25 protein-coding genes are annotated in these 23,874 nt (G+C 68.3%); 15 read left to right on the top strand and 10 right to left on the bottom strand.

All coding sequences use genetic code 11. The features are described from left to right. Window positions 1–1,155, bottom strand: a 1,155-nt coding sequence (locus WC493_RS10575) for a helicase-related protein (RefSeq protein ID WP_373065350.1), incomplete at its 3' end; no start/stop codon positions are given. A 186-nt stretch (window positions 1,156–1,341) separates the two neighbouring features. On the opposite strand from WC493_RS10575, the gene WC493_RS10570 reads away from it, so the two are divergent. From WC493_RS10570 to WC493_RS10560, 3 genes are all read left to right on the top strand, one after another. After that, window positions 1,342–2,976, top strand: coding sequence for a PAS domain-containing protein (locus tag WC493_RS10570; protein WP_373065348.1), 1,635 nt, complete (start codon window positions 1,342–1,344; stop codon window positions 2,974–2,976). Window positions 2,977–3,152: 176 nt separating this feature from the next. Further along, window positions 3,153–3,752, top strand: a complete 600-nt coding sequence (locus WC493_RS10565) for a hypothetical protein (RefSeq protein ID WP_373065346.1) — start codon at window positions 3,153–3,155, stop codon at window positions 3,750–3,752. Between the two features lie 21 nt (window positions 3,753–3,773). After that, on the top strand, window positions 3,774–4,481 hold the full coding sequence (locus WC493_RS10560) for a hypothetical protein (protein ID WP_373065343.1): 708 nt from the start codon (window positions 3,774–3,776) through the stop codon (window positions 4,479–4,481). 9 nt (window positions 4,482–4,490) lie between these two features. On the opposite strand, the gene WC493_RS10555 is transcribed toward WC493_RS10560, so the two are convergent. Beyond that, complete coding sequence (locus tag WC493_RS10555; RefSeq protein WP_373065341.1) at window positions 4,491–5,501, bottom strand: lipid A deacylase LpxR family protein; 1,011 nt, start codon at window positions 5,499–5,501, stop codon at window positions 4,491–4,493. A gap of 127 nt (window positions 5,502–5,628) precedes the next feature. Between WC493_RS10555 and scpA the strand changes: the two genes are divergently transcribed. Beyond that, entirely contained in the window at window positions 5,629–7,779 is a 2,151-nt protein-coding gene (scpA, locus tag WC493_RS10550; protein ID WP_373065338.1) for a methylmalonyl-CoA mutase, read from the top strand. Between the two features lie 163 nt (window positions 7,780–7,942). Next, on the top strand, window positions 7,943–8,623 hold the full coding sequence (locus WC493_RS10545; RefSeq protein WP_373065336.1) for a hypothetical protein: 681 nt from the start codon (window positions 7,943–7,945) through the stop codon (window positions 8,621–8,623). 444 nt (window positions 8,624–9,067) lie between these two features. On the opposite strand, the gene WC493_RS10540 is transcribed toward WC493_RS10545, so the two are convergent. Then, window positions 9,068–9,934, bottom strand: coding sequence for a DUF3108 domain-containing protein (locus WC493_RS10540; RefSeq protein ID WP_373065334.1), 867 nt, complete (start codon window positions 9,932–9,934; stop codon window positions 9,068–9,070). A gap of 125 nt (window positions 9,935–10,059) precedes the next feature. On the opposite strand from WC493_RS10540, the gene meaB reads away from it, so the two are divergent. The 3 genes from meaB to WC493_RS10525 are packed head-to-tail and all read left to right on the top strand — an operon-like array spanning window position 10,060 to window position 11,549. Then, window positions 10,060–11,055, top strand: coding sequence for a methylmalonyl Co-A mutase-associated GTPase MeaB (gene meaB, locus WC493_RS10535; RefSeq protein WP_373065332.1), 996 nt, complete (start codon window positions 10,060–10,062; stop codon window positions 11,053–11,055). Window positions 11,056–11,100: 45 nt separating this feature from the next. After that, entirely contained in the window at window positions 11,101–11,367 is a 267-nt protein-coding gene (locus WC493_RS10530; RefSeq protein WP_373065330.1) for a type II toxin-antitoxin system ParD family antitoxin, read from the top strand. A 41-nt stretch (window positions 11,368–11,408) separates the two neighbouring features. Then, window positions 11,409–11,549: a type II toxin-antitoxin system RelE/ParE family toxin gene (locus WC493_RS10525; RefSeq protein ID WP_373065354.1), complete on the top strand. Its 141-nt coding sequence runs from the start codon at window positions 11,409–11,411 to the stop codon at window positions 11,547–11,549. A 12-nt stretch (window positions 11,550–11,561) separates the two neighbouring features. Here WC493_RS10525 and WC493_RS10520 read toward each other — a convergent pair whose 3' ends face one another. Further along, window positions 11,562–12,650, bottom strand: coding sequence for an alkene reductase (locus WC493_RS10520; RefSeq protein WP_373065328.1), 1,089 nt, complete (start codon window positions 12,648–12,650; stop codon window positions 11,562–11,564). 212 nt (window positions 12,651–12,862) lie between these two features. Here WC493_RS10520 and rpmB point away from each other — a divergent pair, with 212 nt between their 5' ends. Both rpmB and WC493_RS10510 read left to right on the top strand, forming a co-directional pair. Beyond that, the gene (rpmB, locus tag WC493_RS10515; RefSeq protein WP_373065326.1) at window positions 12,863–13,162 is read left to right on the top strand and encodes a 50S ribosomal protein L28; all 300 of its coding nucleotides are present in this window, start codon (window positions 12,863–12,865) and stop codon (window positions 13,160–13,162) included. A gap of 20 nt (window positions 13,163–13,182) precedes the next feature. After that, the gene (locus WC493_RS10510) at window positions 13,183–13,740 is read left to right on the top strand and encodes a queuosine precursor transporter (protein WP_373065324.1); all 558 of its coding nucleotides are present in this window, start codon (window positions 13,183–13,185) and stop codon (window positions 13,738–13,740) included. A 3-nt stretch (window positions 13,741–13,743) separates the two neighbouring features. On the opposite strand, the gene WC493_RS10505 is transcribed toward WC493_RS10510, so the two are convergent. Genes WC493_RS10505 through WC493_RS10490 form a run of 4 tightly spaced genes read right to left on the bottom strand, consistent with a single transcriptional unit; the run spans window position 13,744 to window position 18,421 of the window. Continuing rightward, window positions 13,744–14,745 (bottom strand): esterase-like activity of phytase family protein, encoded by a 1,002-nt coding sequence (locus tag WC493_RS10505; RefSeq protein ID WP_373065322.1) that lies wholly within the window; start codon window positions 14,743–14,745, stop codon window positions 13,744–13,746. A 2-nt stretch (window positions 14,746–14,747) separates the two neighbouring features. Beyond that, window positions 14,748–16,679, bottom strand: a complete 1,932-nt coding sequence (cobT, locus tag WC493_RS10500; protein WP_373065320.1) for a cobaltochelatase subunit CobT — start codon at window positions 16,677–16,679, stop codon at window positions 14,748–14,750. 6 nt (window positions 16,680–16,685) lie between these two features. Next, a complete protein-coding gene (gene cobS, locus WC493_RS10495; RefSeq protein WP_373065318.1) occupies window positions 16,686–17,678 on the bottom strand; it encodes a cobaltochelatase subunit CobS in 993 nt (330 codons plus the stop codon). Between the two features lie 38 nt (window positions 17,679–17,716). Then, entirely contained in the window at window positions 17,717–18,421 is a 705-nt protein-coding gene (locus WC493_RS10490) for a J domain-containing protein (RefSeq protein WP_373065316.1), read from the bottom strand. Between WC493_RS10490 and WC493_RS10485 the strand changes: the two genes are divergently transcribed. Continuing rightward, the gene (locus tag WC493_RS10485; protein ID WP_373065314.1) at window positions 18,420–18,701 is read left to right on the top strand and encodes a BolA family protein; all 282 of its coding nucleotides are present in this window, start codon (window positions 18,420–18,422) and stop codon (window positions 18,699–18,701) included. The two genes, WC493_RS10490 and WC493_RS10485, sit on opposite strands and share 2 nt — an antisense overlap. Window positions 18,702–18,808: 107 nt before the next feature. Further along, the gene (locus WC493_RS10480; protein WP_373065312.1) at window positions 18,809–19,018 is read left to right on the top strand and encodes a ribbon-helix-helix domain-containing protein; all 210 of its coding nucleotides are present in this window, start codon (window positions 18,809–18,811) and stop codon (window positions 19,016–19,018) included. Window positions 19,019–19,022: 4 nt separating this feature from the next. Here the strand turns inward: WC493_RS10480 and aroB are convergent, their stop codons facing one another. Both aroB and WC493_RS10470 read right to left on the bottom strand, forming a co-directional pair. Beyond that, window positions 19,023–20,153, bottom strand: coding sequence for a 3-dehydroquinate synthase (gene aroB, locus WC493_RS10475; protein WP_373065310.1), 1,131 nt, complete (start codon window positions 20,151–20,153; stop codon window positions 19,023–19,025). After that, entirely contained in the window at window positions 20,150–20,647 is a 498-nt protein-coding gene (locus tag WC493_RS10470; protein WP_373065352.1) for a shikimate kinase, read from the bottom strand. Before WC493_RS10470 ends, aroB begins: the two co-directional genes overlap by 4 nt. A gap of 302 nt (window positions 20,648–20,949) precedes the next feature. On the opposite strand from WC493_RS10470, the gene WC493_RS10465 reads away from it, so the two are divergent. The 3 genes from WC493_RS10465 to WC493_RS10455 are packed head-to-tail and all read left to right on the top strand — an operon-like array spanning window position 20,950 to window position 23,850. Beyond that, complete coding sequence (locus WC493_RS10465; protein ID WP_373065308.1) at window positions 20,950–21,090, top strand: hypothetical protein; 141 nt, start codon at window positions 20,950–20,952, stop codon at window positions 21,088–21,090. Then, window positions 21,071–22,834 (top strand): hypothetical protein, encoded by a 1,764-nt coding sequence (locus WC493_RS10460; protein ID WP_373065306.1) that lies wholly within the window; start codon window positions 21,071–21,073, stop codon window positions 22,832–22,834. Before WC493_RS10465 ends, WC493_RS10460 begins: the two co-directional genes overlap by 20 nt. A gap of 11 nt (window positions 22,835–22,845) precedes the next feature. After that, window positions 22,846–23,850: a site-specific tyrosine recombinase XerD gene (locus WC493_RS10455; RefSeq protein WP_373065304.1), complete on the top strand. Its 1,005-nt coding sequence runs from the start codon at window positions 22,846–22,848 to the stop codon at window positions 23,848–23,850. The last annotated feature ends 24 nt before the right edge of the window (window positions 23,851–23,874 follow it).

The following is a 23,874-nucleotide window of genomic DNA, read 5'->3' as shown; positions in this document are numbered from 1 at the left end:
CTTGCGGAAATCCGGGATCTGGCACACCTGCCACAGCAGCTCGACCCGCTCGCGACCCGCCGCCAGGGCGGCGATCTCCTCGTCGGCGGCGAGGCTCCGCAGGCTGCTCTGGTCGTCCGCTTCCTTGACGCGCAACAGGCCGGGCAGGGGCGCCGGCCGGTCGAGCGTGCGCAGCAGGGCTTCGACGCTGGAGAAATCGAGATCGGAGGAGCGCCATTGCAGCAGGCGCACGGGGTCGAAACGGTGGTTCTCGACCCTTGAGACCATGTCGTCGTCGAAAGGCTCGAGGCCCGCCGTGGTGCCGAAGGTGCCGTCGCGCATGTGGCGCCCGGCGCGGCCGGCGATCTGGGCCACTTCGGTCGGCGTCAGGGGGCGCTGTTGGCGGCCGTCGAATTTGTCCAGGCTGGCGAAGGCGACATGGTCGACGCCGAGGTTGAGGCCCATGCCGACCGCATCGGTGGCCACCAGATAATCGACCTCGCCCGCCTCGAACATTTCGACCTGGGCGTTCCGCGTCCGGGGCGACAGGGCGCCCAGCACCACGGCGGCACCGCCCCGCTGGCGCCGCACCGCCTCGGCCAGGGCGTAGACCTCGTTGGCCGAGAAGGCGACGATCGCCGAACGGCGCGGCAGCCGCGCCAGCTTGCGATAGCCGGCATAGGACAGGGTGGAGAGCCGGGGCCGCGAAATGAAGGCGGCATCCGGGATCAGGTGGCGGATCGCACCGCGCATGGTCTCGGAGCCGAGGAACAGGGTCTCGGAAAAGCCGCGGGCGTGGAGCAGCCGGTCGGTGAAGACATGGCCGCGCTCGCTGTCGGTCGCGAGCTGGATCTCGTCGACCGCCAGGAACTCGAAATGCCGCTCCATCGGCATGGCTTCGACGGTGGCGACGAAATAGCGGGCTTCCGACCCGATCACCTTTTCCTCGCCGGTGATCAGGGCGACCGCGGCCGGCCCCTTGATGCGCACCACCCGGTCGTAGACCTCGCGCGCGAGCAGGCGCAGCGGCAGGCCGATCACGCCGCTCCGGTACGCCAACATGCGTTCGATGGCGAAATGGGTCTTGCCCGTGTTGGTCGGCCCCAGCATGGCCGTGACCCGGCCTTCGGCGACCACCTGGGCCGGTCGGGCGGAGGGGCGGTGAATGACTGACATAACGGCCTGAACATCGGTCGCCCGGGCAGGAATCTCAAGACCGACGTGTCGGCGCCCGAAATCGCTCCGATCCGGTAAGGGATTTTTAGGGGGCCGCGCCGAAAATGTCTCCAATGGGATGCTCGGCCCGGACTCCGCGACGGCCGGTGCCTGCGAAAATATCGACGGTAGAATATGGGGGCAAAGATGGCGCTCGGCTTCAAATCCAGGACTTCGACGGTTGCCGCCCATCCGGTGGCCGCGGTCGGCGCAGTGGACAACGACGAGGCGGTGAACCTGCGGCGCCTCTATGCTTCGATCGACCGTTCGCAAGCCGTGATCGAATTCTCCCTCGATGGCGACGTCCTCGGCGCCAACCAGAATTTCCTCGACCTGACCGGCTACCGCCTTGACGAGATCGTGGGCCGCCACCACCGCCTGTTCGTCGACCCCACCTATGCCGAGAGCCGCGCCTACCGCGAGTTCTGGGAAAAGCTGGGGCGTGGCCAGTTCGACGCCGGCCAGTACAAGCGGATCGGCAAGGGCGGCAAGGAAGTGTGGATGCAGGCGAGCTACAATCCCGTGCTCGACGAGAGCGGTCGTCCGGTGAAGGTGGTGAAATTCGCCACCGACATCACCGCGACCCGCATCCTCCAGGCCAACAACGAAGGCCAGCTCGCCGCGCTGCAGAAGTCGCAGGGCGTGATCGAATTCTCCCTCACCGGCGACATCGTCGACGTGAACGACAATTTCCTGCGCATGCTGGGCTACCGGCGCGAGGACCTGATCGGCCGGCACCACTCGATGCTCGTCGATCCGGCCTTCCGTGCCTCTCCCGCCTACCGGGAATTCTGGGACAAGCTCGGCCGCGGCACCTATGACGCCGGCCAGTACAAGCGCCTGACCAAGGACGGTCGCGAAATCTGGATCCAGGCCAGCTACAACCCGGTGCTGGACATCAACGGCCGGCCCTTCAAGGTGGTCAAATATGTCACCGCCGACATCACCGACCAGGTGAAGATGGTGATCCGGGTGAAGCAGATCGCCGGCATGGTCGCCTCGGCGGCGGTCGAGGTCCGGGCCACGGCCGAGGCGATGCAGGCGACCGCGGCGGATTCGACGCGCCAGGCGGAAATGGTCAGTTCGGCCGCGGGCCAGGCGTCCGGCAACGTGCAGACGGTTGCCGCCGCGAGCGAGGAACTGGCCGCTTCGGTGGCCGAGATCAGCCGTCAGGTGGTGGACTCGACCGCGATCGCCCAGCGCGCGGTCAGCGAAGCCTCCTCGGCCAACGAATCCTTCAACATGCTGGCGGAATCGGCGCTCAAGATCGGCGACGTCATGAAGCTGATCCGCGACATCGCCGGCCAGACCAATCTGCTCGCCCTGAACGCGACCATCGAGGCCGCCCGCGCCGGTCAGGCCGGCCGCGGCTTCGCCGTCGTGGCCTCGGAAGTGAAGGCGCTCGCCAATCAGACCGCCAAGGCGACCGAAGACATCGGGGCCCAGATCGTGGCCATGCAGAACGCCACCTCGACCTCGGTCGAAGTGGTGAAGAACGTCGCCCGCACGATCGACAAGAGCGCCGAAGTGACCTCCATCATCGCTTCCGCTGTCGAAGAGCAGCGCGCCGCGACCAGCGAGATTTCCCGCTCCGCCGCCGAAGCCGCCGACGGTACCGCGCAGGTCACCTCCAACATCGAAGGCGTCAGCCGGTCGGCCGCGGAAGCCGCCAACCAGGCCGAAGCCCTGCTCGACGCCGCGGGTGAACTGGCCCAGCAGGCGGAGGCGATGCGTGGCGACGTCGACAATTACCTCGGCCGGATCGGCGCCGTAGCCGCCTGAACCGCTGCCACTTTGAACAGCCTGCATCCGAGAGGATGTGGGCTGTTGCGATAGGTCATTGCGGCGGGCGCGATCTTCGCGCGAGTATTCTTCCCGCAATGCCTCATCGTCCGTGCAGACTCGCCGCCGTTCTTCTTGCCTTCGCCGCGCTGGCCGGGTGTCAGACCGGCGACGCCGTGAAGCCGCCGGCTGAGGCTCTCTTTGTCCTCGGCCGGACGACCGAAGCCGATATCCGCGCCCAATACGGTGCGCCCACGTCGTCGGAGCGGGAGACGACACCGCAGGGCTCCGCGACCGGGTTGCCCAGCGGCGGCTCGCCCTTCGACGCCGTCCCCTTCGAAGGCACCTACACCCGCCTTCGCTACGCGCTGACGAACGAGGCCGAAGCCCGGCTGCTCGGCGGCGACACCAAAACCAAGACGGCCGAATTCCTGCTCTGGAACGATGTCCTCATCGACTATCACTTCAACAGCAGCTTCGAGGCGGACGCCACCACCTTCGACCTCGCGCGCCTGAAGGACGTCGCGATCGGCCGCACCATCGAGGCCCAGGTGATCAGCCTGCTAGGCCCGCCGTCGGGCCGGGGCATCTTCCCGGCGGTGCGCGACCCCGGCAGCCATGTCTTGCATTACAACTATTTCGCCGTCCACCAGGGCTTCTTCGTCTGGCAACGGGACGTCCAGCGCCAGCACGCCGACGTTCTGATCGACGAGCATGGTTTCGTGCAGGCCTACCGGGGCGACGACGATGCGGCCCTGCCCATGAACCGGCGTTGAAATCGTGACACGGAAGACATCATGCGCTCACTGTTGATCTTCATGGCCGCCTGTCTGCTCGGTGCCTGTGCCCGGGGCCAAGACGTCGCGCGGCCGACTATGGCCTCGGTCGTCCTGGGCGGTTCGACCGAGGCCCAGATCGTCCAGGCCTTCGGGACGCCGTCGAGCCGCCGCCAGCAGGTGGCGCCGGTGCCGAGCGCGGAGCAGCTGGCGGCCGTGAAGAGTCCCTTCGATGCCGTCCCGGCGGAAGGCGGCTACAGCCGCATCGAGTATGAATATTCGAAGCCGGACGGGCTGGATGGGACCGGCGGCGGCACCCGCGTTTGTTTCTTCGCCTTTATGAACGACCGCCTGATCAGCTACGACTGGATCAGCGGCTTCGCCGACAATTCGAGCCAGTTCGACGAGAGCCGGATCGCCTCGATCAAGCGCGGCGCCACGACCAAAGCGCAGATCGTCGAGCTTCTGGGCGAGCCCACCGGCCAGGCGATTTATCCGGCGGTACGCGACAAAGGCATGCTGCTGCTCAGCTACAGCTATGTGGGCCTGACGCCGCGCCAGCGACTGCTGTTCGACAGGTCGCGCCAGATCGTCCTGTCCTTCCTTGAGGTGCTGATCGCGCCGGACGGCAAGGTCGTCGACTATCGTTCGCGGTCGGAGACCAAGCCGATGCCCCAGGCCCCGGCCTCCAGCCCGACCTTCATGCCCATTTTCATTCCGACGAAATGAGACGGCGCCTCAGAAGCTCCAACTCGCGCTGAGGGCGCCGAAGGCGGAATGGCCCTTCTGACCGTCGAATTCCTTGGTCCGCACGACATAGGAATAGGTCAGGCGCGTCGCCCCCAGGAAGACCGAGGCGCCGGCCTGGAGGTCGCCGACCAGGATCTTCTTGTCCACGCTCGGGCTGTCGCGGAAGGTGTTGCCGTCCAGGAAGATGTCGCGCAGCACGACGCGGCCCTGCACGCCGGCGAAGAGATACCAGCCGAGGCCGTCGCGCTTGTCGTAGAAATTGGCGGCGGCGAGCGCCGGGCGGATGCGCGGCACGCCGAAATCGGAATCGAGATTCTGGCCGAAGCGCAGCATGGCGCCGGCCGCGCCATAGGTCGCGACATTGCCGAGCGAGACGGTGATGTTGGGCGACAGATCCAGGCTGAGCCCGGTGCGCTCGCCGACCAGGGTGATGGCCCGCCATTGCCGGTCGAACACGATGTTCAGGCCCGGCTCGTCCTTCAACTGATGGTCCCAGCCTTCCGAGTGGGTGTCGCGGATCAGGTCGTGGAAACCGTTCTGGATGTCCTTGCCCAGTGCCGAAGGCCCGACCACGCCGGCCTGGATCTCGATCGAATTCAGCTCGGACTGGGTATAGGCGACGAAGGAGAGCGTGCCGTAGAGGAAGGCGGCATAGGGCCGGTCGGTCGGATCGGGCACCCGGGTTTCCGTGTCTTCCGGCGTATAGATCGTCTGGCCCAGCGAAAAGCCCCAGCGGAGCTGGGCGTCCGGCCGCAGGAAGAAGCGGCCGAGGTCGCTCACGCCTTCGAGCGCCGGCGGCGGCCGGGAGGGCGAGAGCCAGGTGAGTTGGGCACCGTTCGTGTAGTAGCGATCGGTATGGGCGAAATAGTCGTTCTCGATCTGGAAGGTGAAGGTGCCGTTGGGATCGGGCGACGGGCCTTCGGCCAGGGCGGCGGCCGGGCATCCGGCGGCGAGCGCTGCGGCGAGGATGAGGGAACGGGAACGCGGTGCGTACGTCATGCTGATGTCCATCGAACGGAAGCGCAGGAGATCACGGGTTGCGCCCAAGGTCTAGCCGCCCCCTTGATTGACTTCGGGGCCGGGAAGATCCTATTACGGCGTGACGTATTCTCAGGGGTGGCAGGCGATGGCCGATTTTCCGAAGCGTAGCCTTGAAGACTGGCAGGCACTGGCGGCGAAGGAGCTGGGCGGCAAGCCGGCCGACAGCCTGACCTGGAACACGCCCGAAGGCATCGCCGTGAAGCCCCTTTATACCGCGGAAGATGCCGAAGGCCTGGAGACGACGGGCGGCCTGCCCGGCTTCGCGCCCTTCACCCGCGGCGTGCGCGCCACGATGTATGCCAACCGGCCCTGGACCATCCGCCAATACGCCGGTTTCTCGACCGCCGAAGAGTCGAACGCCTTCTATCGCAAGAACCTGGCCGCCGGCCAGATGGGCCTCTCGATCGCCTTCGACCTGGCGACCCACCGCGGCTACGACAGCGACCATCCGCGCGTCACCGGCGACGTCGGCAAGGCCGGCGTCGCGATCGACAGCGTCGAGGACATGAAGATCCTGTTCGACGGCATCCCGCTCGACAAGATGTCGGTCTCCATGACCATGAACGGCGCCGTGCTGCCCTGCCTCGCCAATTACATCATCGCGGCGGAAGAGCAGGGCGTTTCCCAGGACAAGCTCTCGGGCACGATCCAGAACGACATCCTGAAGGAGTTCATGGTCCGCAACACCTATATCTATCCGCCCGAGCCTTCGATGCGGATCATCGCGGACATCATCGCCTATACCTCCAAGAACATGCCGAAGTTCAATTCGATCTCGATCTCCGGCTATCACATGCAGGAAGCGGGCGCGAACCAGGTCCAGGAACTGGCCTATACGCTGGCCGACGGTCTCGAATATGTCCGCGCTGCGCTGTCGAAGGGTCTCGACGTCGACGAATTCGCCGGCCGCCTGTCCTTCTTCTTCGCGATCGGCATGAATTTCTTCATGGAAGTGGCCAAGCTCCGCGCCGCCCGCTTCCTCTGGGCCGAGCTGATGGCTCAGTTCAAGCCGAAGAAGGCGTCCAGCTCCATGCTGCGCACCCACTGCCAGACCTCCGGCGTCTCGCTGACCGAGCAGGATCCCTACAACAACGTCGTCCGCACCGCTTACGAGGCGATGGCGGCGATCTTCGGCGGCACCCAGTCGCTGCACACCAATTCGCTCGACGAGGCGATCGCCCTGCCGACCGAATTCTCCGCCCGCATCGCCCGCAACACCCAGCTCATCCTGGCGGAAGAGACCGGCGTCACCCACGTGATCGACCCCCTCGGCGGTTCCTACTACGTCGAGAAGCTGACCGCCGACCTGGTGACCGAGGCGCGCAAGCTGATCGCCGAAGTCGAAGCCCTCGGCGGCATGACCAAGGCGGTCGAGAGCGGCCTGCCCAAGCTCCGCATCGAGGAATCGGCGGCGCGCCGCCAGGCCGCGATCGACCGCGGCGAGGAAGTCATCGTCGGCGTCAACAAGTACCGTCTGAAGGAAGAGGCGCCGGTGGACATCCTGGACGTCGATAATGTCGCCGTCCGCGAGTCCCAGATCACCCGCCTGAAGCAGATCCGCGCGACCCGCGACGAGGCGGCGGTGACGGCCGCGCTCGACGCCCTGACCGAAGGCGCCAAGGGGACCGATGCCAACCTGCTCGACCTCGCCGTCAAGGCCGCGCGCGTGCGCGCCACCGTGGGCGAGATCTCGGATGCGCTCGAGAAGGTCTTTACCCGCCACAAGGCGGTGATCCGCTCGATCTCCGGCGTCTATGGCGCCGCCTATGAGGGTGACGAGGGCTTCGACCGCATCCGCAAGGAAGTCGCCGCCTTCGCCCGTGAGGAAGGCCGCCGGCCGCGCATGTTGGTCGCCAAGATGGGCCAGGACGGCCACGACCGCGGCGCCAAGGTGATCGCCACCGCCTTCGCCGACATCGGCTTCGATGTCGACGTCGGTGCCCTGTTCCAGACCCCGGCCGAAGTCGCCCGCGACGCGGTCGAGAACGACGTCCATGTGATCGGCGTCTCGTCCCAGGCGGCGGGCCATAAGACCCTGGTGCCCGAGCTGATCGCCGAGCTGAAGAAGCTCGGCGCCGAGGACGTGCTGGTGGTCTGCGGCGGTGTCATCCCGGCGCAGGACTACGACTTCCTCTACAAGGCGGGCGTCGCGGCCATCTATGGCCCCGGCACCAACATCCCGGCCGCCGCGGCCGAGATCATGTCGATCATCGCCAAGCGCCGCCAAGCCGCCTGATCGTCTGCCGGCCCCCGCCCGGCCGGGCGGGGGCCGTTGCGCCCGTCGAGCGTCTGTTAGTGGCGGGCGTCACAGCCAGGGGGGCTGCGGCGGCGCTATTGTCGCGCCCTCCAAGGACGACCGGCCCGACCGCCGGCCTGATGACAAGGGAGGGAAAACTGCCATGGCATCCATTCTCGACTGCGCCCGCATTTCGACCGACGTCTACAATACGAGGAACAGCGACGCGCCCGGCTGGGTGCGCGGCGCGGTCACGGCAGATCTCGCCGTGGGCGAAGCCTTCTTCGGTGCCACCTATCTGCGCGGCAATGAGGTCGTGGTGGCCTTCCGCGGCAGTGTTGAGGCAGTGGACTGGACCGACGCCGATGCCGATATCGGCCGCGGCCGCCTGCCGCTCGGCCAGCTCGCCGACGCGGTCGGCTATATGAACCGGGCTTCGGCCGCGGCGGCCCAGCGCGGCATCACGAGGCTGGTGATCACCGGCCATTCGCTCGGCGGCGGCCTCGCCCAGCTCGCCGTCGGCATTCGTCCCAATTCGGTCGGCGTCACTTTCAACGCGCCCGGCTGCCGCAACCTCACGGGGGCGGTGCATCTGAACCTCGCCAATCAGGACGTCTGGAATTACCGGACGGCGCGTGATCCGGTCAGCCGCACCGGCGTGCCGCTCGGCCGGCCCTATGTCAGCCTGCCCGTGCCGGCGACCACGGCGGAACGGGTCAGCCGCGCCGTCGGCGGCCTTCCGGGCCTGCTCGGCGGCTATCTCGCCGGTTCCGGCAACGAGCACCGCATGGCACTGATGCTGCAGGCGCTGGGCGGCAGTTCGGAATGCGGGCGCTGCGTCTGAGCCTCAGCGCCCGAAGATGCCCTTGAAGAATTGCGCCAGGGAATTGCGGTTCTGCTTGCGCCCCAATTCCTTGGCGTCGGGCAGCCAGGCGATCTGACACCCGCCGTTCGCCGGTGAAGGGGCGGTGGCCGTGCCACGGGCCGCCCGGCAGGAAGCCGAAGACGGTGCCCATGGTGGGCGGCACTTCGGTCGCGAAGGGCTCGAAATCATGGTCGTCGTAGAGCATGCGCAGGCGCCCCGCGACCGGCTCGGTCCATTCGTCGTTCATATGGACGAACAGGGTCATCACCTTGCCGGCGCCGTCCGTGAGATAGCCGTGCTCGGTGATCGCAGGAAAATCCTGCGCAGGGCCGGGATCGCTTCGGGCCGCCGATATCGGCTCGAAAAGCCCGCTACACGAGCATGGTTAATCTATAGGGCCGGCTTGCGACGGTGTTGTGGCAGTCAGCCGCCCATTTTGTCGCGATCGGGTGGCGGCAAATAGGCGGCATCGCCGAGCGACTCGCCCGGGCCGGTGACGTGGTCCACCATCTGCGCGACGACGACACCGAATTCGGTGTTGACCGCCACCTTGACCGGCACGGCGCGGGGCAGGCCGGGCAGGCGCACGAACCAGACGTCGATCGTATTGGGGAATTTCTTGGCTTCGGAGCGTTCCCAGTCGGGATCGAAGCCTTTCACCCGCCGGTATTGCACCTGGCAATGCAGGGCTTCGCCCGAATAGAAATCGCCGTGGCCGTCCAGCGTATCGGCGCCCTGGTTGTCGAAGGCGACGTCGTAGCGCCGCCTGCCGTCGAAGATCTTGTAGCCACCGTGGCACAACTCGCCGTCGCTCGACGCCGATGTCGCCATGATCGCGGCCGAGGCGGGATCGATGGCGCCGACCAGGAATTCTGGCTCGACGGGCTTGCGTCCGTCCTCCGCATTGTCCGGCACGGTGTGGACCATGGTCGGGCCGTTGTCGCCGAAGGTGACGTCGATCGAGCGCCGCTTGCCCACGCGGCCGTCATAGCGGATCTGATAGAGCAGGGGCTCGACCTTGGAGCCGGCCAGCACGCCGTCGACCCGGCTCTGCATCCGCGCCTTGAACATGCCCTCCCAGAGGCCGATGGTCCGGGTCAGGCTGTCCATCCGGTAACGCTGGGCGTCCACGATCGTCCTGGTGTCGACTTCGACCACCGGAACGCCGCCCAGGAAGACGCGATAGGTCAATGCGACCTGGCCCGGCGCGGTGGAGCCGGCCTGTCCGGCGCCCGCCGCGGGGAACATCATCAGGGTCGCAAGGAGGGCGATACGGCGAACGACGGACATGACGGCTACTCCATCCGTATGAACGCGGCTTCACGAACGCAGCTTCTGGGCTTTGCCTTCGGGCGCTGCCCTGATAAATCGAGCCGATGATGACAGGTTCCGTTTCCGCCGGCGAGCCGGCTCCGATGTCGCCGCAAACGGCCCAACTCGCCGAGGGCATCCTCCGGGGCGAGCGCCGTTCCCTCGCTCGGGCGATCACCCTGGTGGAATCGACCAGGGCCGATCATCGGGCCGAGGCGGCGCGGCTGATCGGCCACTTGCTGCCGGCGACCGGGCGTTCGGTCCGGATCGGCTTCTCCGGCCCGCCCGGGGTCGGCAAGTCGACCTTCATCGAAGCCTTCGGCTGTCATCTGGTCCAGGCCGGCCACAAGGTGGCCGTGCTCGCGGTCGACCCCTCGTCCAGCCGTTCCGGCGGCTCGATCCTGGGCGACAAGACCCGGATGGAAATGCTCTCCCGCGAGCCGAACGCCTTCATCCGACCGAGCCCCTCCGGCGGCACGCTGGGCGGTGTCGCCCGGCGCACGCGCGAAGCCATGCTGCTGACCGAGGCGGCGGGTTTCGACGTCATCTTCATCGAGACGGTGGGCGTCGGCCAGTCGGAGACCACGGTCGCCGACATGGTCGATCTCTTCGTCCTCCTGGCTTCTCCGGCAGGCGGCGACGATCTCCAGGGCATCAAGCGCGGCATCATGGAACTGGCCGACCTGCTGATCGTCACCAAGGCTGACGGCGACCTCGCCCCGGCAGCCCAACGCGCGGCCGCCCAGCTTCGCTCGGCGCTGCACCTGATGCGGCCCAAGGTGCCCTGCTGGCGGCCCCAGGTGCTCACCGTCTCCTCGGTCCAGGCGACCGGCATGGCCGACGTCTGGTCCGCCATCGGCAGCTTCCGCCAGGCCATGGAAGGGGCGGGGGAACTCGCGAAGCTCCGCGCCGAACAGGCCCGCGCAGCCCTCTGGCGCGAGATCGAGGACGGGCTGATCGCCGCGCTCAAGGACCATCCCGCCGTCGCCGCCGAAGCCCCCGCCCTGGAACAGGCGGTGGTCGCCGGCTCCACGACTCCGACGCTTGCCGCCGAGCGTCTGCTCACCGCCTTCCTCGGCCGGCCCGTGTGGCCCGATTGAAGAAGGGGCCTCCGGCTATCATAAAATGATAGCCGGAGGCCGCCCATGCCCAGCTCCTACACGATCGGCAAGCATTTCGAGGATTTCATCCGCATCCAGGTGGAAAGCGGGCGCTATGCCAGCGCCAGCGAAGTGATCCGCGACGCGCTCCGCCTGCTCGAAGACCGCGAAGCCGCCCGCGCCGCCATCGACAGAGGGATCGAGGAAGGCATCGCCGACGCAGACGCCGGCCGCGTTTATGATGCCGACGAAGTGTTCGACGAGTTGGAAGCGAAATACCGCGCCATGGCCGATGCGCAGGGCAGGCGGTGAAGGTCGTCTTCTCGACGCCCGCCCTCAACGCGCTCTAGTCTATCGGCGACTTCATCGCACAAGGCGTCCGCCGCCGGCCTTACGGCACCTACCTGATCTTCTATCGGGTCGAGGATACGCGGGTGACGATCCTCTCCATCACCCATGCGGCGCAGGACTGGGAACGGCTGTTGCAGCCCTGACGGCGGCTCGCCTCACTCCGCCAGCGCTGGATAGTCCGTATAGCCCTCGGCTCCGCCGCCATAGAGTTTCTCGCGCACGAAGGGCGTCAGGGGGGCGTCGCGGCGCAGGCGTTCGACCAGGTCGGGATTGGGGATGAAGGGGCGGCCGAAGGCGATCAGGTCGGCGTGATCGGCGGCCAGGGTCGCTTCGGCCAGGGCTTTGTCGTAGCCGTTGTTGGCGATATAGGCGCCGCGGAAGCGGCCGCGCAGGGCGACGAAATCGAAGGGTTGCGCCGTCTCGCGCGGGCCCTGGGTGGCGCCTTCGATGACGTGGATATAGACGATGCCGCGTTTGTCCAGCCCGTCGACCACCTGGGTGAAGAGGGCCGTCGGGTCGCTGTCGGCGATGTCGTTGGCCGGGCTCACCGGGGCGATCCGGACACCCACCCGTTCCGGGCCGATCGCCGCCGTCACGGCGTCGACCACCTCGAACAGGAAGCGGCAGCGGTTGGCGATCGGGCCGCCGTAGGCGTCCGTCCGCTTGTTGCTCGAATCGCGCAGGAACTGGTCGATCAGATAGCCGTTGGCGGCATGGATCTCGACCCCGTCGAAACCCGCCGCCATGGCATTCCCGGCGGCCTTGGCATAGGCGGCGACGATGCCCGGGATCTCGTCCGTTTCGAGCGCCCGGGGCTCGGACGTCGGCACGAAGTCGCCGTGCACGAAGGTCATGGCATTGGCCTTGATCGCCGAGGGGGCGACCGGCGGCGCCCCGTTCGGCTGGAAGGCCACGTTGGAAATCCGCCCGACATGCCAGAGCTGAATGAAGATCCGCCCACCCGCGTCGTGCACCGCATCGGTCACCCGGCGCCAACCGGCGACCTGTTCCGGGCTGTGGATGCCGGGGGTCGAATCATAGCCCTGGCCTTCGGGGCAGATCTGCGAGGCTTCGGAGATGATCAGGCCGGCGCTGGCGCGCTGGGCGTAATATTCCGCCGCCAGGGCCGTCGGCACATTGCCCGCACCGGCGCGCGCCCGCGTCAGCGGCGCCATCACGATGCGGTTGGGCAGGTCGATCTCCGCCAAATGATAAGGCGAAAACAGGGGGGTGGTCCAAGTCATGCGACGCGACCCTTCACCTTGTTGAACAATGCCGTCAGAGTGGGCGCCGCCTCCGCCCGGCACAACCCGGGCCGGCGGCAGGGGGCCGTGCCGACTTTGCAGGCCAGGGGCCTTGACCTTTGCGGGTATCGGGGCTAGAAGACCCACCTTCCGCAGGGGGCCGAGGCTTCCCGCGACATAGGTATTTTGCGCAAGGCGATGGGAGACTGAACATGGCGCGGCGCTGCGAACTGACCGGCAAGGGTGTTCTCGTTGGCAACAACGTCAGCCATGCCAACAACAAGACCAAGACCCGTTTCCTGCCGAATCTGGTCAATGTCTCGCTGATCAGCGAGTCCCTGAACCAGTCCGTGCACCTGCGCATCTCGGCCAATGCGCTGCGCTCGGTGGAGCACAACGGCGGTCTCGACGCTTTCCTGCTGAAGAGCCGCGACACCGACCTGTCGCTGAAGGCCCGCCGCCTGAAGAAGCTGGTCGAGAAGCGCGCCGAAGCGGCTGCCGCCGCGGCCTGAGCGCGTCGGAGCGGGTGACCATGGCCGTGCTGGCGAAAGCCGATCGGGGCTTCTTCCTCGGCGCCGTCGCCGCCATGACCTCGGTCGTGGTCGCCTCCAACATCCTGGTCCAATATCCGTTCGAGCCGTTCGGCCTGGCGGATTGGCTGACCTGGGGTGCCTTCAGCTACCCGCTCTCCTTCTTCGTCACCGACCTGACCAACCGCCAGGTCGGGCCGCAGGCGGCGCGCCGCGTCGTCTATGCCGGCTTCCTGGTCGCCGTGGTGCTCTCGGCCCTGCTGTCCGAGCCGCGCATCGCCGCCGCCTCGGGCCTCGCCTTCCTGGTCGGCCAGCTCCTCGACGTCACGGTGTTCAACCGCCTGCGCCGCCAGAGTTGGTGGCGTGCGCCCTTCGTCGCCTCGGCGCTGGGTTCCCTGGTCGATACCGCGGTGTTCTTCACCGCCGCCTTCGCGGGTTCCGGCCTGCCCTGGACCGGCTGGGCCGCCGGCGACCTCGCGGTCAAGATGACTTTCGCGCTCGGCCTGCTCGCTCCCTTCCGCTTGTTCATGGCCTGGTATCGCCGTCCGGCGATGGCCTGAGCCTCACTCGGCCGGTAGCTCGAATTCCAGCAACAGGGTCCGCTGAAGGACGCTGAAATTATCGTCCGAGACGACGATGGCGCGGGTCTTTCCCTGGGTGTCGCGCCAGACGCCGAGACATTCGAAATTGTCGACCGTCATCTCGTTGGTGATCTGGCCCAATTCGCGGTCGGCGATCGGGGCATCGCCCGCGACGGCGGCGGCGCTCACGACCGAGAGCCGGGCGCCGGCACCGGCGACCGCACTGAACCGCCGTTGCAGCAGTAGATAGTCGCCGTTCGGCAGCACCTTGATGTCGGTCGGCTTGAATTCGTCGGTCAGGTCCAGCTTCAGGGTGCGGATCGGGGCGCCGCCCGGCCGGGCGAAGACCCAGCCGATGTCGTGGCCCAGGCCGTCCGGCAGATATTCGTCGAAGGCGAGCAGGGCGCCGTCCGGCATCACCGTCATCGCTTCGAGGCCCTGGTTGGGATCGGCCGCGGCGACGCCTGGCGGGGCGTCGATACGGCTCGGCCGGTTCAAGAGGGGCGGGCGGCCGTCGGCCGAGACGGGATAATGCAGTACCCGGTGCCGGTGCTCGAAGCCGATCGCGAGACTGCCGTCCGGATACTCGGCCAGGGACTCGGCGTCGGCCATTTCCTTGTCGCTGCCGAGGGGCCGGCCATCCTCGCCGACGAGGGGGGCGAGCGTCGCGCCGCCGAGCCCGGTCACCTTGCCGTCGCGCCGTTCGAGGGTCGCGGTCAGCCAGGAACCGACATCGGAAATGAGGACGACCCGATTGCCGTCCGGGCTCACCACCATGCCGGACCAGCCGCCGAAATCCCGGTCGGCCGAAGACAGCAGAAGGCCGCCCCGATAGGCCAGGAGGCCCGCATGGTCGAGCGTCGGATCGGTGAAGCCGAGGGGCACTGGGACCGCCTCGACCGTCAGGGCGTGGGACGCCGTCTGGGCCGCGGCGGACGAGGCCAGCGCCGCCGCGCCGAGCAGAAGCAGCAGGGCGAGGCGCATGGTCAGCGCCGCCGCCGTCCCGCCTGGGCACCGGCCGCCGCCCGTGTCGGCGCCTGTTCGTCGAACAAGGAGGCGAGCTGTTCCATCATGGCGCCGCCGAGCTGTTCGGCTTCGACAATGGTGACGGCGCGGCGGTAGTAGCGCGTGACGTCATGGCCGATGCCGATGGCGATCAGCTCGACCGGCGAGCGCGTCTCGATCCAGTCGATCACCTGGCGGAGATGTTTCTCGAGATAGGAGCCGGAATTGACCGACAGGGTCGAATCATCGACCGGCGCACCGTCCGAGATGACCATCAGGATGCGGCGCTGTTCCTCGCGGGCGATCAGGCGGTTGTGGGCCCAGAGCAGGGCTTCGCCGTCGATATTCTCCTTGAGCAGGCCTTCGCGCATCATCAGGCCCAGGTTCTTGCGCGCACGCCGCCAGGGCGCATCGGCATTCTTGTAGACGATGTGGCGGAGGTCGTTCAGGCGGCCCGGCTGCGCCGGCTTGCCTTCCTTCAGCCAGCGTTCGCGCGATTGCCCGCCCTTCCAGGCGCGGGTGGTGAAGCCCAGGATCTCGACCTTGACCGAGCAGCGTTCCAGCGTGCGGGCCAGGATGTCGGCGCAGGTCGCGGCGACGGTGATCGGCCGGCCGCGCATCGAGCCCGAATTGTCGATCAGCAGGGTGACGACCGTGTCGCGGAAGGTGGTGTCCTGTTCCCGCTTGAAGGAGAGCGGATGCATGGGATCGGTCACCACGCGGGAGAGCCGGGCGGCGTCCAGCATCCCTTCCTCGAGGTCGAATTCCCAGGTCCGGTTCTGCTTGGCCATCAGGCGGCGCTGCAGCCGGTTGGCGAGCTTGGAGACGACGCCCTGAAGGGCCTGGAGCTGCTGGTCGAGATAGGCGCGCAGCCGCGTCATCTCGTCGGCGTCGCACAGTTCCTCGGCTTCGATGGTCTCGTCGAATTCGGTCGTGAAGGCGCGGTAGGGCGGCTCGCCCGGCTCGTCGGTGACCGGGCCGTTGGGCCGCCAGGGCCGCGTCGCCTCGGTCGAATCCTCGCCCTCTGCACTGTCGAGGTCGTTTTCGCTGTCGACCTGGACGGCGGTCTCGGTCGAATCATCGGCGCTCGGCTCGTCGGATTCGACCATTTCGGTGGTGGCACCCTCGGGGGCGGCGCCTTCGCCCTCCTGGTTGTCGCCTTCGCCTTCGTCCTGCTGGTCCTCGTCGGCGTCGTCGTTGTTTTCCTTGTCGTCCTGGTCGGCGCCCATGTCGTCGGACAGGCCGAGATCGGCGATCAGCCGGCGCGACAGGCGCGAGAAGGCGGCCTGGTCGCCGGCCACATCGGCCAGGCGATCGAGCTCTTTGCCACCTTTCTCGTTCACCCAGTCGCGCCAGAGGTCGACCATCTTGGTGGCGGCCTCGGGCGGCGGGGCGCCGGTCAGACGCTCGCGCACCATGAAGGCGACGGCTTCCGACAGGGGGGCGTCGGCCCGTTCGGTCACCCGCGCATAGCCCCGGGCCTTGGCGCGCTCGTCCAACATGGCGCCCAGGTTGGCGGCGACGCCTTCCATGTCGTTGGCGCCGAGGGATTCGCAGCGCGCCTGCTCGACCGCGTCGAACACGGCGCGGGCGCTCGTCCCGTCCGGCATGAAATGGCCGTGCAGCTTGTCCGAATGGTACTTCAGGCGCAGCGCCGCCGAATCCGCGTGACCGCGCACCTGGGCGATTTCGCCCGTGGTCATTTCCCGCGTCGGCTGGGGCAGGCGTACCGCGGCACCGCCGCCGGAGGGGGCGGTGTTGCTGCCGGTAAAGCCGGTGCCCGGGCTGGCCGGGCGGTTGGCGACACCTTCCGAGCCGAAGGCGACGGTCAGATCACTCTTCTCCGCCATCGCGCGCACGGTGGCGGCCACCGCGCGCTTGAATGGTTCGACGGGGCTCTCGGGCCGGGCCATGGCGCGTTACGAGATCCGGATATTGGCTGCCGACTCGGGCAATTCCTTGCCGAAACAGCGCTGGTAGTATTCGGCTACCGTCGCCCGCTCGACCTCGTCGCATTTGTTGAGGAAGGTGACACGGAAGGCGAAGGCGACGTCGCCGAAGATCCGGGCGTTCTCGGCCCAGGTGATCACGGTGCGGGGCGACATCACGGTGGAGATGTCGCCGGCGATGAAGCCCGCGCGGGACAGATCGGCGACGCTGACCATGGCGCTGACGATCTTGCGCCCTTCCGGCGTGTTGAAATGCTGTGCCTTGGCCAGGACGATCGCCACTTCCTGCTCCTTCGGCAGGTAGTTCAGGGTAACCACGATGTTCCAGCGGTCCATCTGGCCCTGGTTGATCTGCTGGGTGCCGTGATAGAGGCCGGTGGTATCGCCGAGGCCGACCGTATTGGCCGTGGCGAACAGGCGGAAGGCCGGATGCGGGCGGATCACCCGGTTCTGGTCGAGCAGGGTCAGCTTGCCCTCGACTTCGAGCACGCGCTGGATCACGAACATCACGTCCGGGCGGCCGGCATCATATTCGTCGAACACCAGCGCGGTCGGGTTCTGCAACGCCCAAGGCAGGATGCCTTCGCGGAATTCGGTCACCTGGCGGCCGTCCTTCAGGACGATGGCGTCCTTGCCGACGAGGTCTATGCGGCTGATGTGGCTGTCCAGGTTGATGCGGATGCAGGGCCAGTTCAGCCGCGCCGCGACCTGCTCGATATGGGTCGACTTGCCGGTGCCGTGATAGCCCTGGATCATGACGCGGCGGTTGTAGGCGAAGCCCGCCAGGATGGCCAAGGTGGTTTCGCGGTCGAAACGATAGGTCTCGTCCAGGTCGGGGACATATTCGTTGGGAGCGGAAAAGCCCGGCACCTCGAGGTCGCTGTCGATCCCGAACATCTGTCGCACCGAAACCTTGATGTCGGGCTTGCCGTCAGGGGTCACGGTGGTGGCGGGTGCTGTCATGATCGGTCAATCCTAACGAGGCGAGAATACTGAGCGGTTTACCTGGACAATTCGTCACGCATGAAACCCTTGTCGCGCAAGTGCCGATAAGCATCGATCACCTGGCGCAGCCGGGCTTCGGCGGATTTGTCGCCGCCGTTGCGATCGGGATGGTAGCGCTTGACGAGCGCCTTGTAGCGCGATTTCACATCCGCCCCCGAAACCCCGGATTCGAGTTCGAGCACGGCCAGCGCCTGCCGGTCTTCGGGGGACAGGCGGCGCATTTCCGGCGCCGCGCCGCGGACGGGCTTGCCGTCGACGCGAAGCCCGGCTTCGCCGAGAAGGTCGAAGGGATCGTGCGGAACGTGCTGATGCTCCGACGATGTCCGGCCGCTGGACCTTTCGCCGAGCTTCCAGGTCGGTCGGTGCCAGGTCGCGTTCTGGGCCTGATACCGTTCGATTTCGTCGGCGCCCATGCCTTCGAACCAGTTCCAGGACTTGTTGTATTCCCGCACGTGGTCCAGGCAGAACCACAATGGCTGATCCGCGGGGTTGCGCGACCGGGGGGCGCGGTATTCGCCGCACAAGCTGCACCCTTCGCTCGCGCAGGGGCGCGGCGGCGGGGATTCGCGGTGGCCTTGGGCCCGGCGCGGATAAGCACTTTCCTTCCGAGACATCTGTGGATTATGGGTGGCAAGAACCGGTGAAACAAGGTCGCCGGATGGGAAACCGCGTGCCGCCGCGTCAACAAGGGATTTCGCCATGCGCATGGCCGATCGAATTCGCCGGACCCTCGAATCCGCCCTCGCCCCCGCCACCGTGGCGGTGATCGACGACTCCGGCCGTCACGCCGGCCACGCCGGAAATGCCGGCGGCGGGGAAACGCACTTCCAGGTCCGCGTGGTCAGTCCCGCCTTTGCCGGGCAGGGCCGGGTCGCCCGCCATCGCCGGGTCAACGACCTCCTGGCTGGCGAATTCGGCCGCGGCCTCCACGCCCTCCAGCTCACCCTGCTGACTCCGGACGAGGATGCCGCGGGGAAGTAACACGCATTAAGCGTGCTATGCGGTAACACAACTTTTTGATCACATACTATAAGGATATGTGGTTATATTGTGCGCGTCTGGGTGGTCGGGTGAGGACCGGTATGCGGATGCGGAACGTCAAAATCAAGGGGCACAGGACCAGCGTGCGTCTGGAACCGACGCTGTGGGATGCGATCGAGGACATCTGCTTGCGGGAGGGCGTGGGCCTGGACGATCTCTGCACCCGGGTCGCCACGGAACGGCCGGGCAACAATTTCACCTCCAATTTGCGCTGCTGGGTGGTCGACTATTTCCGCGGCAATCCCGCGGCAGCCTGAGGGGTCAGGCCGCGCGCAGCACCTGCTCGACCGCCTCGATGGCGACGTCCTGGGTGATGAAGGCCTCGCCGATGCGCCGCGCCAGGATGAAGGTCAGCTTGCCGTCCTTCACTTTCTTGTCCTGCGCCATGTGATGGATCAGGGCCTGGGGCGCCAGTTCGGCAGCCAGTGCCGTGGCGCCTTCGATGTCGCCCGGGGCGGTCGGCAGACCCACGGCGGCCATGTGGCGGCGGGCGCGCACGGCGTCCTGGCCCGGGCAGAGGCCGAGCTGGACCGAGAGATCGAAGGCCAGCCTCATGCCGATGGCGACCCCTTCGCCATGCAGCAGGCGGGGGCCGAAGCCGGTCGCCGCTTCCAGGGCGTGGCCGAAGGTGTGGCCGAGGTTGAGCAGGGCGCGGTCGCCCGTCTCGCGTTCGTCGCGGGCGACGATGGCGGCCTTGGCGGCAACCGAGCGGCGCACCGCCTCGATCCGGGCGGCGCGGTCGCCGGCTACCAGGGCAGGACCGTGGACCTCCAGCCAGTCGAAGAAATCGGCGTCGCCGAGCAGGCCGTATTTCACCACCTCGGCATAGCCGGCCAGGAGTTCGCGCCGGGGCAGGGTTTCCAGCAGGGCGATGTCGGCCAGCACCAGGCGCGGCTGGTGGAAGGCGCCGACCAGATTCTTGCCGTGGGGCGTGTTGATCCCGGTCTTGCCGCCGACCGAGGAATCGACCTGGGAGAGCAGGGTGGTCGGCACCTGCACGAAGTCGACGCCGCGCTTGGCGATGGCGGCGGCGAAGCCGGCCAGGTCGCCGATCACGCCGCCGCCCAGCGCCACCACGGCGTCACGCCGTTCGATCCGGGCGTCGAGCAGGCGGTCCATCACCCGTTCTAGTACGGGGAAGCTCTTCGAGCCTTCGCCGGGGGCGACGACGATCGCCTGATGTTTCACACCCGCGGCGTCGAGGCTGGCCTCGGCGCGGGCGAGATGCAGGCGGGCGACGGTCTCGTCGGTGACGATCAGGGCCCGCCCGCGCGGGAAGAGATCGCGCACCCCGGCACCCAGGCGGTCGATCGCGCCGGCGCCGATGTGGATGTCGTAGGACCGCTCGCCCAGCGAGACGGGGACGGTGACCTCGGAGGTCGGGGCGGTCATAGGGCGATTCCTTGCAGGCGCGCGACCTGGGCCAGGACGTCGTCCACCACCTGGTCGTGCGGGCCGTCCAGACTGTCGACCACGAGGTCGGCCTCGGCATAGACGGGATAGCGTTCGGTGATCAGCCGCTCCAGGATCTCGCGCGGGTCGCCGCGCTTCAGGAGCGGCCGGTTGTTCCGCTTTTTGACCCGCTTCAAGAGCACGTCGAGATCGGCGCGGAGCCAGATCGAGACACCGAATTCCTTGATCCGGGCGCGGGTTTCGGGGTCCATGAAGGCGCCGCCGCCGGTCGCCAGGACGTGGGGCGTGGCATCGGTCAGCAGGCGGGCGATGACGCGCCGCTCGCCGTCGCGGAAGGCGGCCTCGCCGTGGCGTTCGAAGATTTCCTCGATGGTGCAGCCGGCGGCATCTTCGATCTCGGCGTCGGCGTCGCGAAAGGGCACGTGCAGGCGCTGGGCCAGGCGCTTGCCGATCGAAGACTTGCCGGCGCCCATCAGGCCGACGAGCACGAGCGTCCGGGTCAGCGCGAAGGGCGGCGGGCTGGTGACGGCAGGGTCGCCGGCCCCGTCGTAAGTGAGGATGTCGTCTTGCACCGCCGGAATGTGCCCGCTGGCGGGCGATCTTTCAAGGTCGTGCAGGGCAGGGCGCCATGCCGCGGCCACCCTTGTCCTGGCAGGGGGGTGCCCCTAAAGTGACGGAAATCGCCGTGCGGGAATCGCCGGCCGGGACGCATCGTCCCGTTTCCGCCACCCGCCTGTGCCTTCTTTCCGCCTTGGACGCCGTTCACCATCCGATCATGTCGAAAGTTCTCATCATCCTGGCCGGGGTCGTCCTCACCGCCGTCGTCGGCGGTGCCATCTATCTGGCGACCTTCGACCCGCCCGTGACCCGCGAGCGGGTGGAGCAGGTCCTGCCCAATGACCGCTTCCCGGAATAGGCGAGGCGGTCTCTCTCTTGTTGCCGCGGCCGCCCTGCTGGCGGCCGGCTTGCCGATCCTCGGCGCCTGCGGCGGCGGGCGGCGGGCGCCGCCGACCGCCGATACGGGTGCGCCGCCGGCGAGCGGCCCGCTCTCGCTGATGACGGCGCCCCTGACCGAGCCGGGGCCACCGCTCCAGGCGCCCGGCCCGGCGCCGGACACCACCGATCCGCGCGGTGCGGCCCTGCCGGCGCCGGTCGCCGAAGCCCCCCTGTCGACGGCTGTCGCCCTCTCGCCCGCCGGGACCGAGGCCCTGCAGGATCTGGTCGGCGGGGCTGTCTGGGCGGGTTCCGACGCGGCCGCGGCGGGATTTCTGCTCGATCGCCTGCCGGTGCCGGCACGGAGTGCCGCCGCCCGCGCCCTCACGCGCCGCCTGATCGCCGCCGACCCGCCTTGGCCCGAGCTCCTGCCCCGTCTCGTCGCCCTGCGTGCCGCGACCGGCGATGGCGCAGACCTGGCTCGGCTGGCGGGCGACCCCGCCGCCATGGGCGCCCTGCCGCACGAGGCGATCGCCGCCGTGGTGCAGGCCCTGGCAGCCTCGCCCGACCGCCGGCAGCTCTGCGGCGCGGGGCTCGACCGTCTGGCCGATCCGGCCGGCTCGGACTCCGAGGTCCTGCGCGCCGTCGCCCTGTGCCGGGTCGCTGCGGGTGACGGTGCGGGGGCCCAGCTCATGCTCGATATGGCGCGCGACCGCCAGCCCCTCGATCCCGGCTTCGAGCATCTCTTCGCCACCATGTCGGGCGGCGAGCGGGCGACGCCGGATGCCGTGAAGCCGGCGGACGCCCTGAGTCTCTGGGCCGGAGAGGCGCTCGCCCTGGCGCCGGCCGGCGGACTCGATGTCGTTAGGGTGCCCGTGCTGAATCTGGGCCTCCTGGCGCGTGGGCCGGGGTCGCTCGACTCCAGGATCGCGGCCGCCGAACGAGGCGTCGCCGTCGGTGTGGTGGCGCCTTCCGTGCTCGCCACACTCTATGAGACAGGGCCGGCACCGGCCGGTGCCGTCACCGCGCTGCCGCCCGGCCTGCGTCGTCAGGCCCTGCACCGCGTGGTGGTCGAAGCCTCGGGGCCCGCTGTGCGCGCCCAGGCGGTCGCCGCCGTGGTCGAGGCCGGGGCGAAGGATGGTCTCGCCGCCGCCATGGCCGCGGTCGAGGGACGGGCGATCGCCGATGTCGCAGCGCAGTCGCTGCCGCCCCCGATCGGTGCCGGTCTGGTGCGTGCCGCCCTCTGGGCCGGCGACATCGCCTCGGCCAAGGCACAGCTCGACCGCCTGGGCCAGGTCGCGGGCGACGGCAGCGCCGCCGCGGTCGATCTCCTGTGGCCCTACCGCGCCCTGCTGGCGCCGGCTGCACCGCTGCCCGGCGGCTTCGACGATTTCACCGATGCGCTGCCGCGGGGGAGCGACGGGACGGCCCGCCTGCGCCTGACGGCCCTGCTGCTCGACGCCCTGGGGGCAGTCCTGCCCGACCTGCTGACGGCGGCGCGCGGTGACGGGGTGGCGGTGTCGATCTCCGGCCCGGTCGAGGCGCTGATCGCCGCCGGCCGCCGGGGCGAGGCCCTGGCCTCCGTCCTGGCGCTGCTGGGCGACCGGCCGCTGGCTGCCGTGGCGCCGGACGAGCTCGCCTATGCCGTCTCGGTGCTGCGCCGGATCGGCCTCGGCGACGATGCCCGGGCGCTGGCGGTCGAGGCGGCACTGGCCGCCGGCCTCTGAACGGGGCGGCCGTGAGCGAGGCGCCCGTCCGCCGCCGCGGCCGGCCCAAAGTGGTGCCGGCCTTCGCGCCGCGCGGCCGGACCGCAGCGCTGATCGACGGCTTCCTCGAAATGATGGCGGCGGAGCGCGGCGCTGCGGCCAATACGCTGGCCGCCTATAGGCGCGACCTGACCGATTATGCCTTCTTCCTGGAACGCCAGGGCAGGAGCCTCGACGCTGCCGCGGCGGAGGATGTCGAAGCCTATTTCGCCAGCGTCGAGGGGCGTGGCCTGAAACCCTCGACAGCGGCGCGTCGCCTTTCGGCGCTTCGCCAGTTCCACCGTTTCGCCCTCTCGGACGGCATCCGGACGGATGATCCGACCAGCCGGATCGAGGCGCCGCGCCAGGGCCGCCGGCTGCCCAAATATCTTTCCGAGGAAGAGGTAGAGCGCCTGCTCGGCCTCGCTGCCGACGGCCTCGGCAAGGCGGCGGGCAAATCGGGGGAGAAGCGGCGGATGCGCTTCCTGGCGCTCCTCGAAATCCTCTATGCGACCGGGCTTCGCGTTTCCGAACTGGTCGGCCTGCCGCTCGCGGCCCTGGCCCAGGATCCGCGCTTCGTCCTGGTTCGCGGCAAGGGGGGGCGGGAACGCCTGGTGCCCCTGTCGGATCCCGCGCGCTCGGCCATCGCGCGCTGGCTGAAGCTCCGCCCCGTGGGCCTGCTGCCCAAGCAGGCGAAATTCCTCTTTCCCGCCGGTACCGCGACCGGGCACATGACGCGCCAGCATTTCGCTCAAGGCCTGAAGGCGTTGGCGGCGGAGGCCGGGCTCGACCCCGCCCGGGTTTCGCCCCATGTGCTGCGCCACGCCTTCGCCAGCCATCTGTTGGCGCATGGGGCGGATCTTCGTGTCGTGCAGACGCTGCTCGGCCATGCCGACATCTCCACGACCGAGATTTACACCCATATCCTCGACGAGAAGCTGCGCACCCTCGTCAACCGGCACCATCCGATGGCAAAATTGCCGCGGCGCACAAGTTGACAAGCGATACCACCCTTTCTACCG

This window comes from Zavarzinia sp. (genome assembly GCF_041650655.1).
Lineage (GTDB): Bacteria > Pseudomonadota > Alphaproteobacteria > Zavarziniales > Zavarziniaceae > Zavarzinia.
Note: the sequence above shows the minus strand (reverse complement) of the source record. Positions and strands in the feature narration are given on the sequence as shown.

What these genes read in the sequence shown, in the direction of transcription:
- meaB (WP_373065332.1), top strand. Translation starts at nt 10,060, where the DNA reads ATGTCGCCGCAAACGGCCCAACTCGCCGAGGGCATCCTCCGGGGCGAG.
- WC493_RS10490 (WP_373065316.1), bottom strand. Translation starts at nt 18,421, where the DNA reads ATGGCGAAATCCCTTGTTGACGCGGCGGCACGCGGTTTCCCATCCGGC.
- WC493_RS10480 (WP_373065312.1), top strand. Translation starts at nt 18,809, where the DNA reads ATGCGGAACGTCAAAATCAAGGGGCACAGGACCAGCGTGCGTCTGGAA.
- WC493_RS10530 (WP_373065330.1), top strand. Translation starts at nt 11,101, where the DNA reads ATGCCCAGCTCCTACACGATCGGCAAGCATTTCGAGGATTTCATCCGC.
- scpA (WP_373065338.1), top strand. Translation starts at nt 5,629, where the DNA reads ATGGCCGATTTTCCGAAGCGTAGCCTTGAAGACTGGCAGGCACTGGCG.
- WC493_RS10570 (WP_373065348.1), top strand. Translation starts at nt 1,342, where the DNA reads ATGGCGCTCGGCTTCAAATCCAGGACTTCGACGGTTGCCGCCCATCCG.
- WC493_RS10505 (WP_373065322.1), bottom strand. Translation starts at nt 14,745, where the DNA reads ATGCGCCTCGCCCTGCTGCTTCTGCTCGGCGCGGCGGCGCTGGCCTCG.
- WC493_RS10470 (WP_373065352.1), bottom strand. Translation starts at nt 20,647, where the DNA reads ATGGGCGCCGGCAAGTCTTCGATCGGCAAGCGCCTGGCCCAGCGCCTG.
- WC493_RS10540 (WP_373065334.1), bottom strand. Translation starts at nt 9,934, where the DNA reads ATGTCCGTCGTTCGCCGTATCGCCCTCCTTGCGACCCTGATGATGTTC.
- rpmB (WP_373065326.1), top strand. Translation starts at nt 12,863, where the DNA reads ATGGCGCGGCGCTGCGAACTGACCGGCAAGGGTGTTCTCGTTGGCAAC.
- WC493_RS10510 (WP_373065324.1), top strand. Translation starts at nt 13,183, where the DNA reads ATGGCCGTGCTGGCGAAAGCCGATCGGGGCTTCTTCCTCGGCGCCGTC.
- cobT (WP_373065320.1), bottom strand. Translation starts at nt 16,679, where the DNA reads ATGGCCCGGCCCGAGAGCCCCGTCGAACCATTCAAGCGCGCGGTGGCC.
- WC493_RS10485 (WP_373065314.1), top strand. Translation starts at nt 18,420, where the DNA reads ATGCGCATGGCCGATCGAATTCGCCGGACCCTCGAATCCGCCCTCGCC.
- WC493_RS10465 (WP_373065308.1), top strand. Translation starts at nt 20,950, where the DNA reads ATGTCGAAAGTTCTCATCATCCTGGCCGGGGTCGTCCTCACCGCCGTC.
- WC493_RS10520 (WP_373065328.1), bottom strand. Translation starts at nt 12,650, where the DNA reads ATGACTTGGACCACCCCCCTGTTTTCGCCTTATCATTTGGCGGAGATC.
- WC493_RS10555 (WP_373065341.1), bottom strand. Translation starts at nt 5,501, where the DNA reads ATGACGTACGCACCGCGTTCCCGTTCCCTCATCCTCGCCGCAGCGCTC.
- WC493_RS10560 (WP_373065343.1), top strand. Translation starts at nt 3,774, where the DNA reads ATGCGCTCACTGTTGATCTTCATGGCCGCCTGTCTGCTCGGTGCCTGT.
- cobS (WP_373065318.1), bottom strand. Translation starts at nt 17,678, where the DNA reads ATGACAGCACCCGCCACCACCGTGACCCCTGACGGCAAGCCCGACATC.
- WC493_RS10460 (WP_373065306.1), top strand. Translation starts at nt 21,071, where the DNA reads ATGACCGCTTCCCGGAATAGGCGAGGCGGTCTCTCTCTTGTTGCCGCG.
- WC493_RS10545 (WP_373065336.1), top strand. Translation starts at nt 7,943, where the DNA reads ATGGCATCCATTCTCGACTGCGCCCGCATTTCGACCGACGTCTACAAT.
- aroB (WP_373065310.1), bottom strand. Translation starts at nt 20,153, where the DNA reads ATGACCGCCCCGACCTCCGAGGTCACCGTCCCCGTCTCGCTGGGCGAG.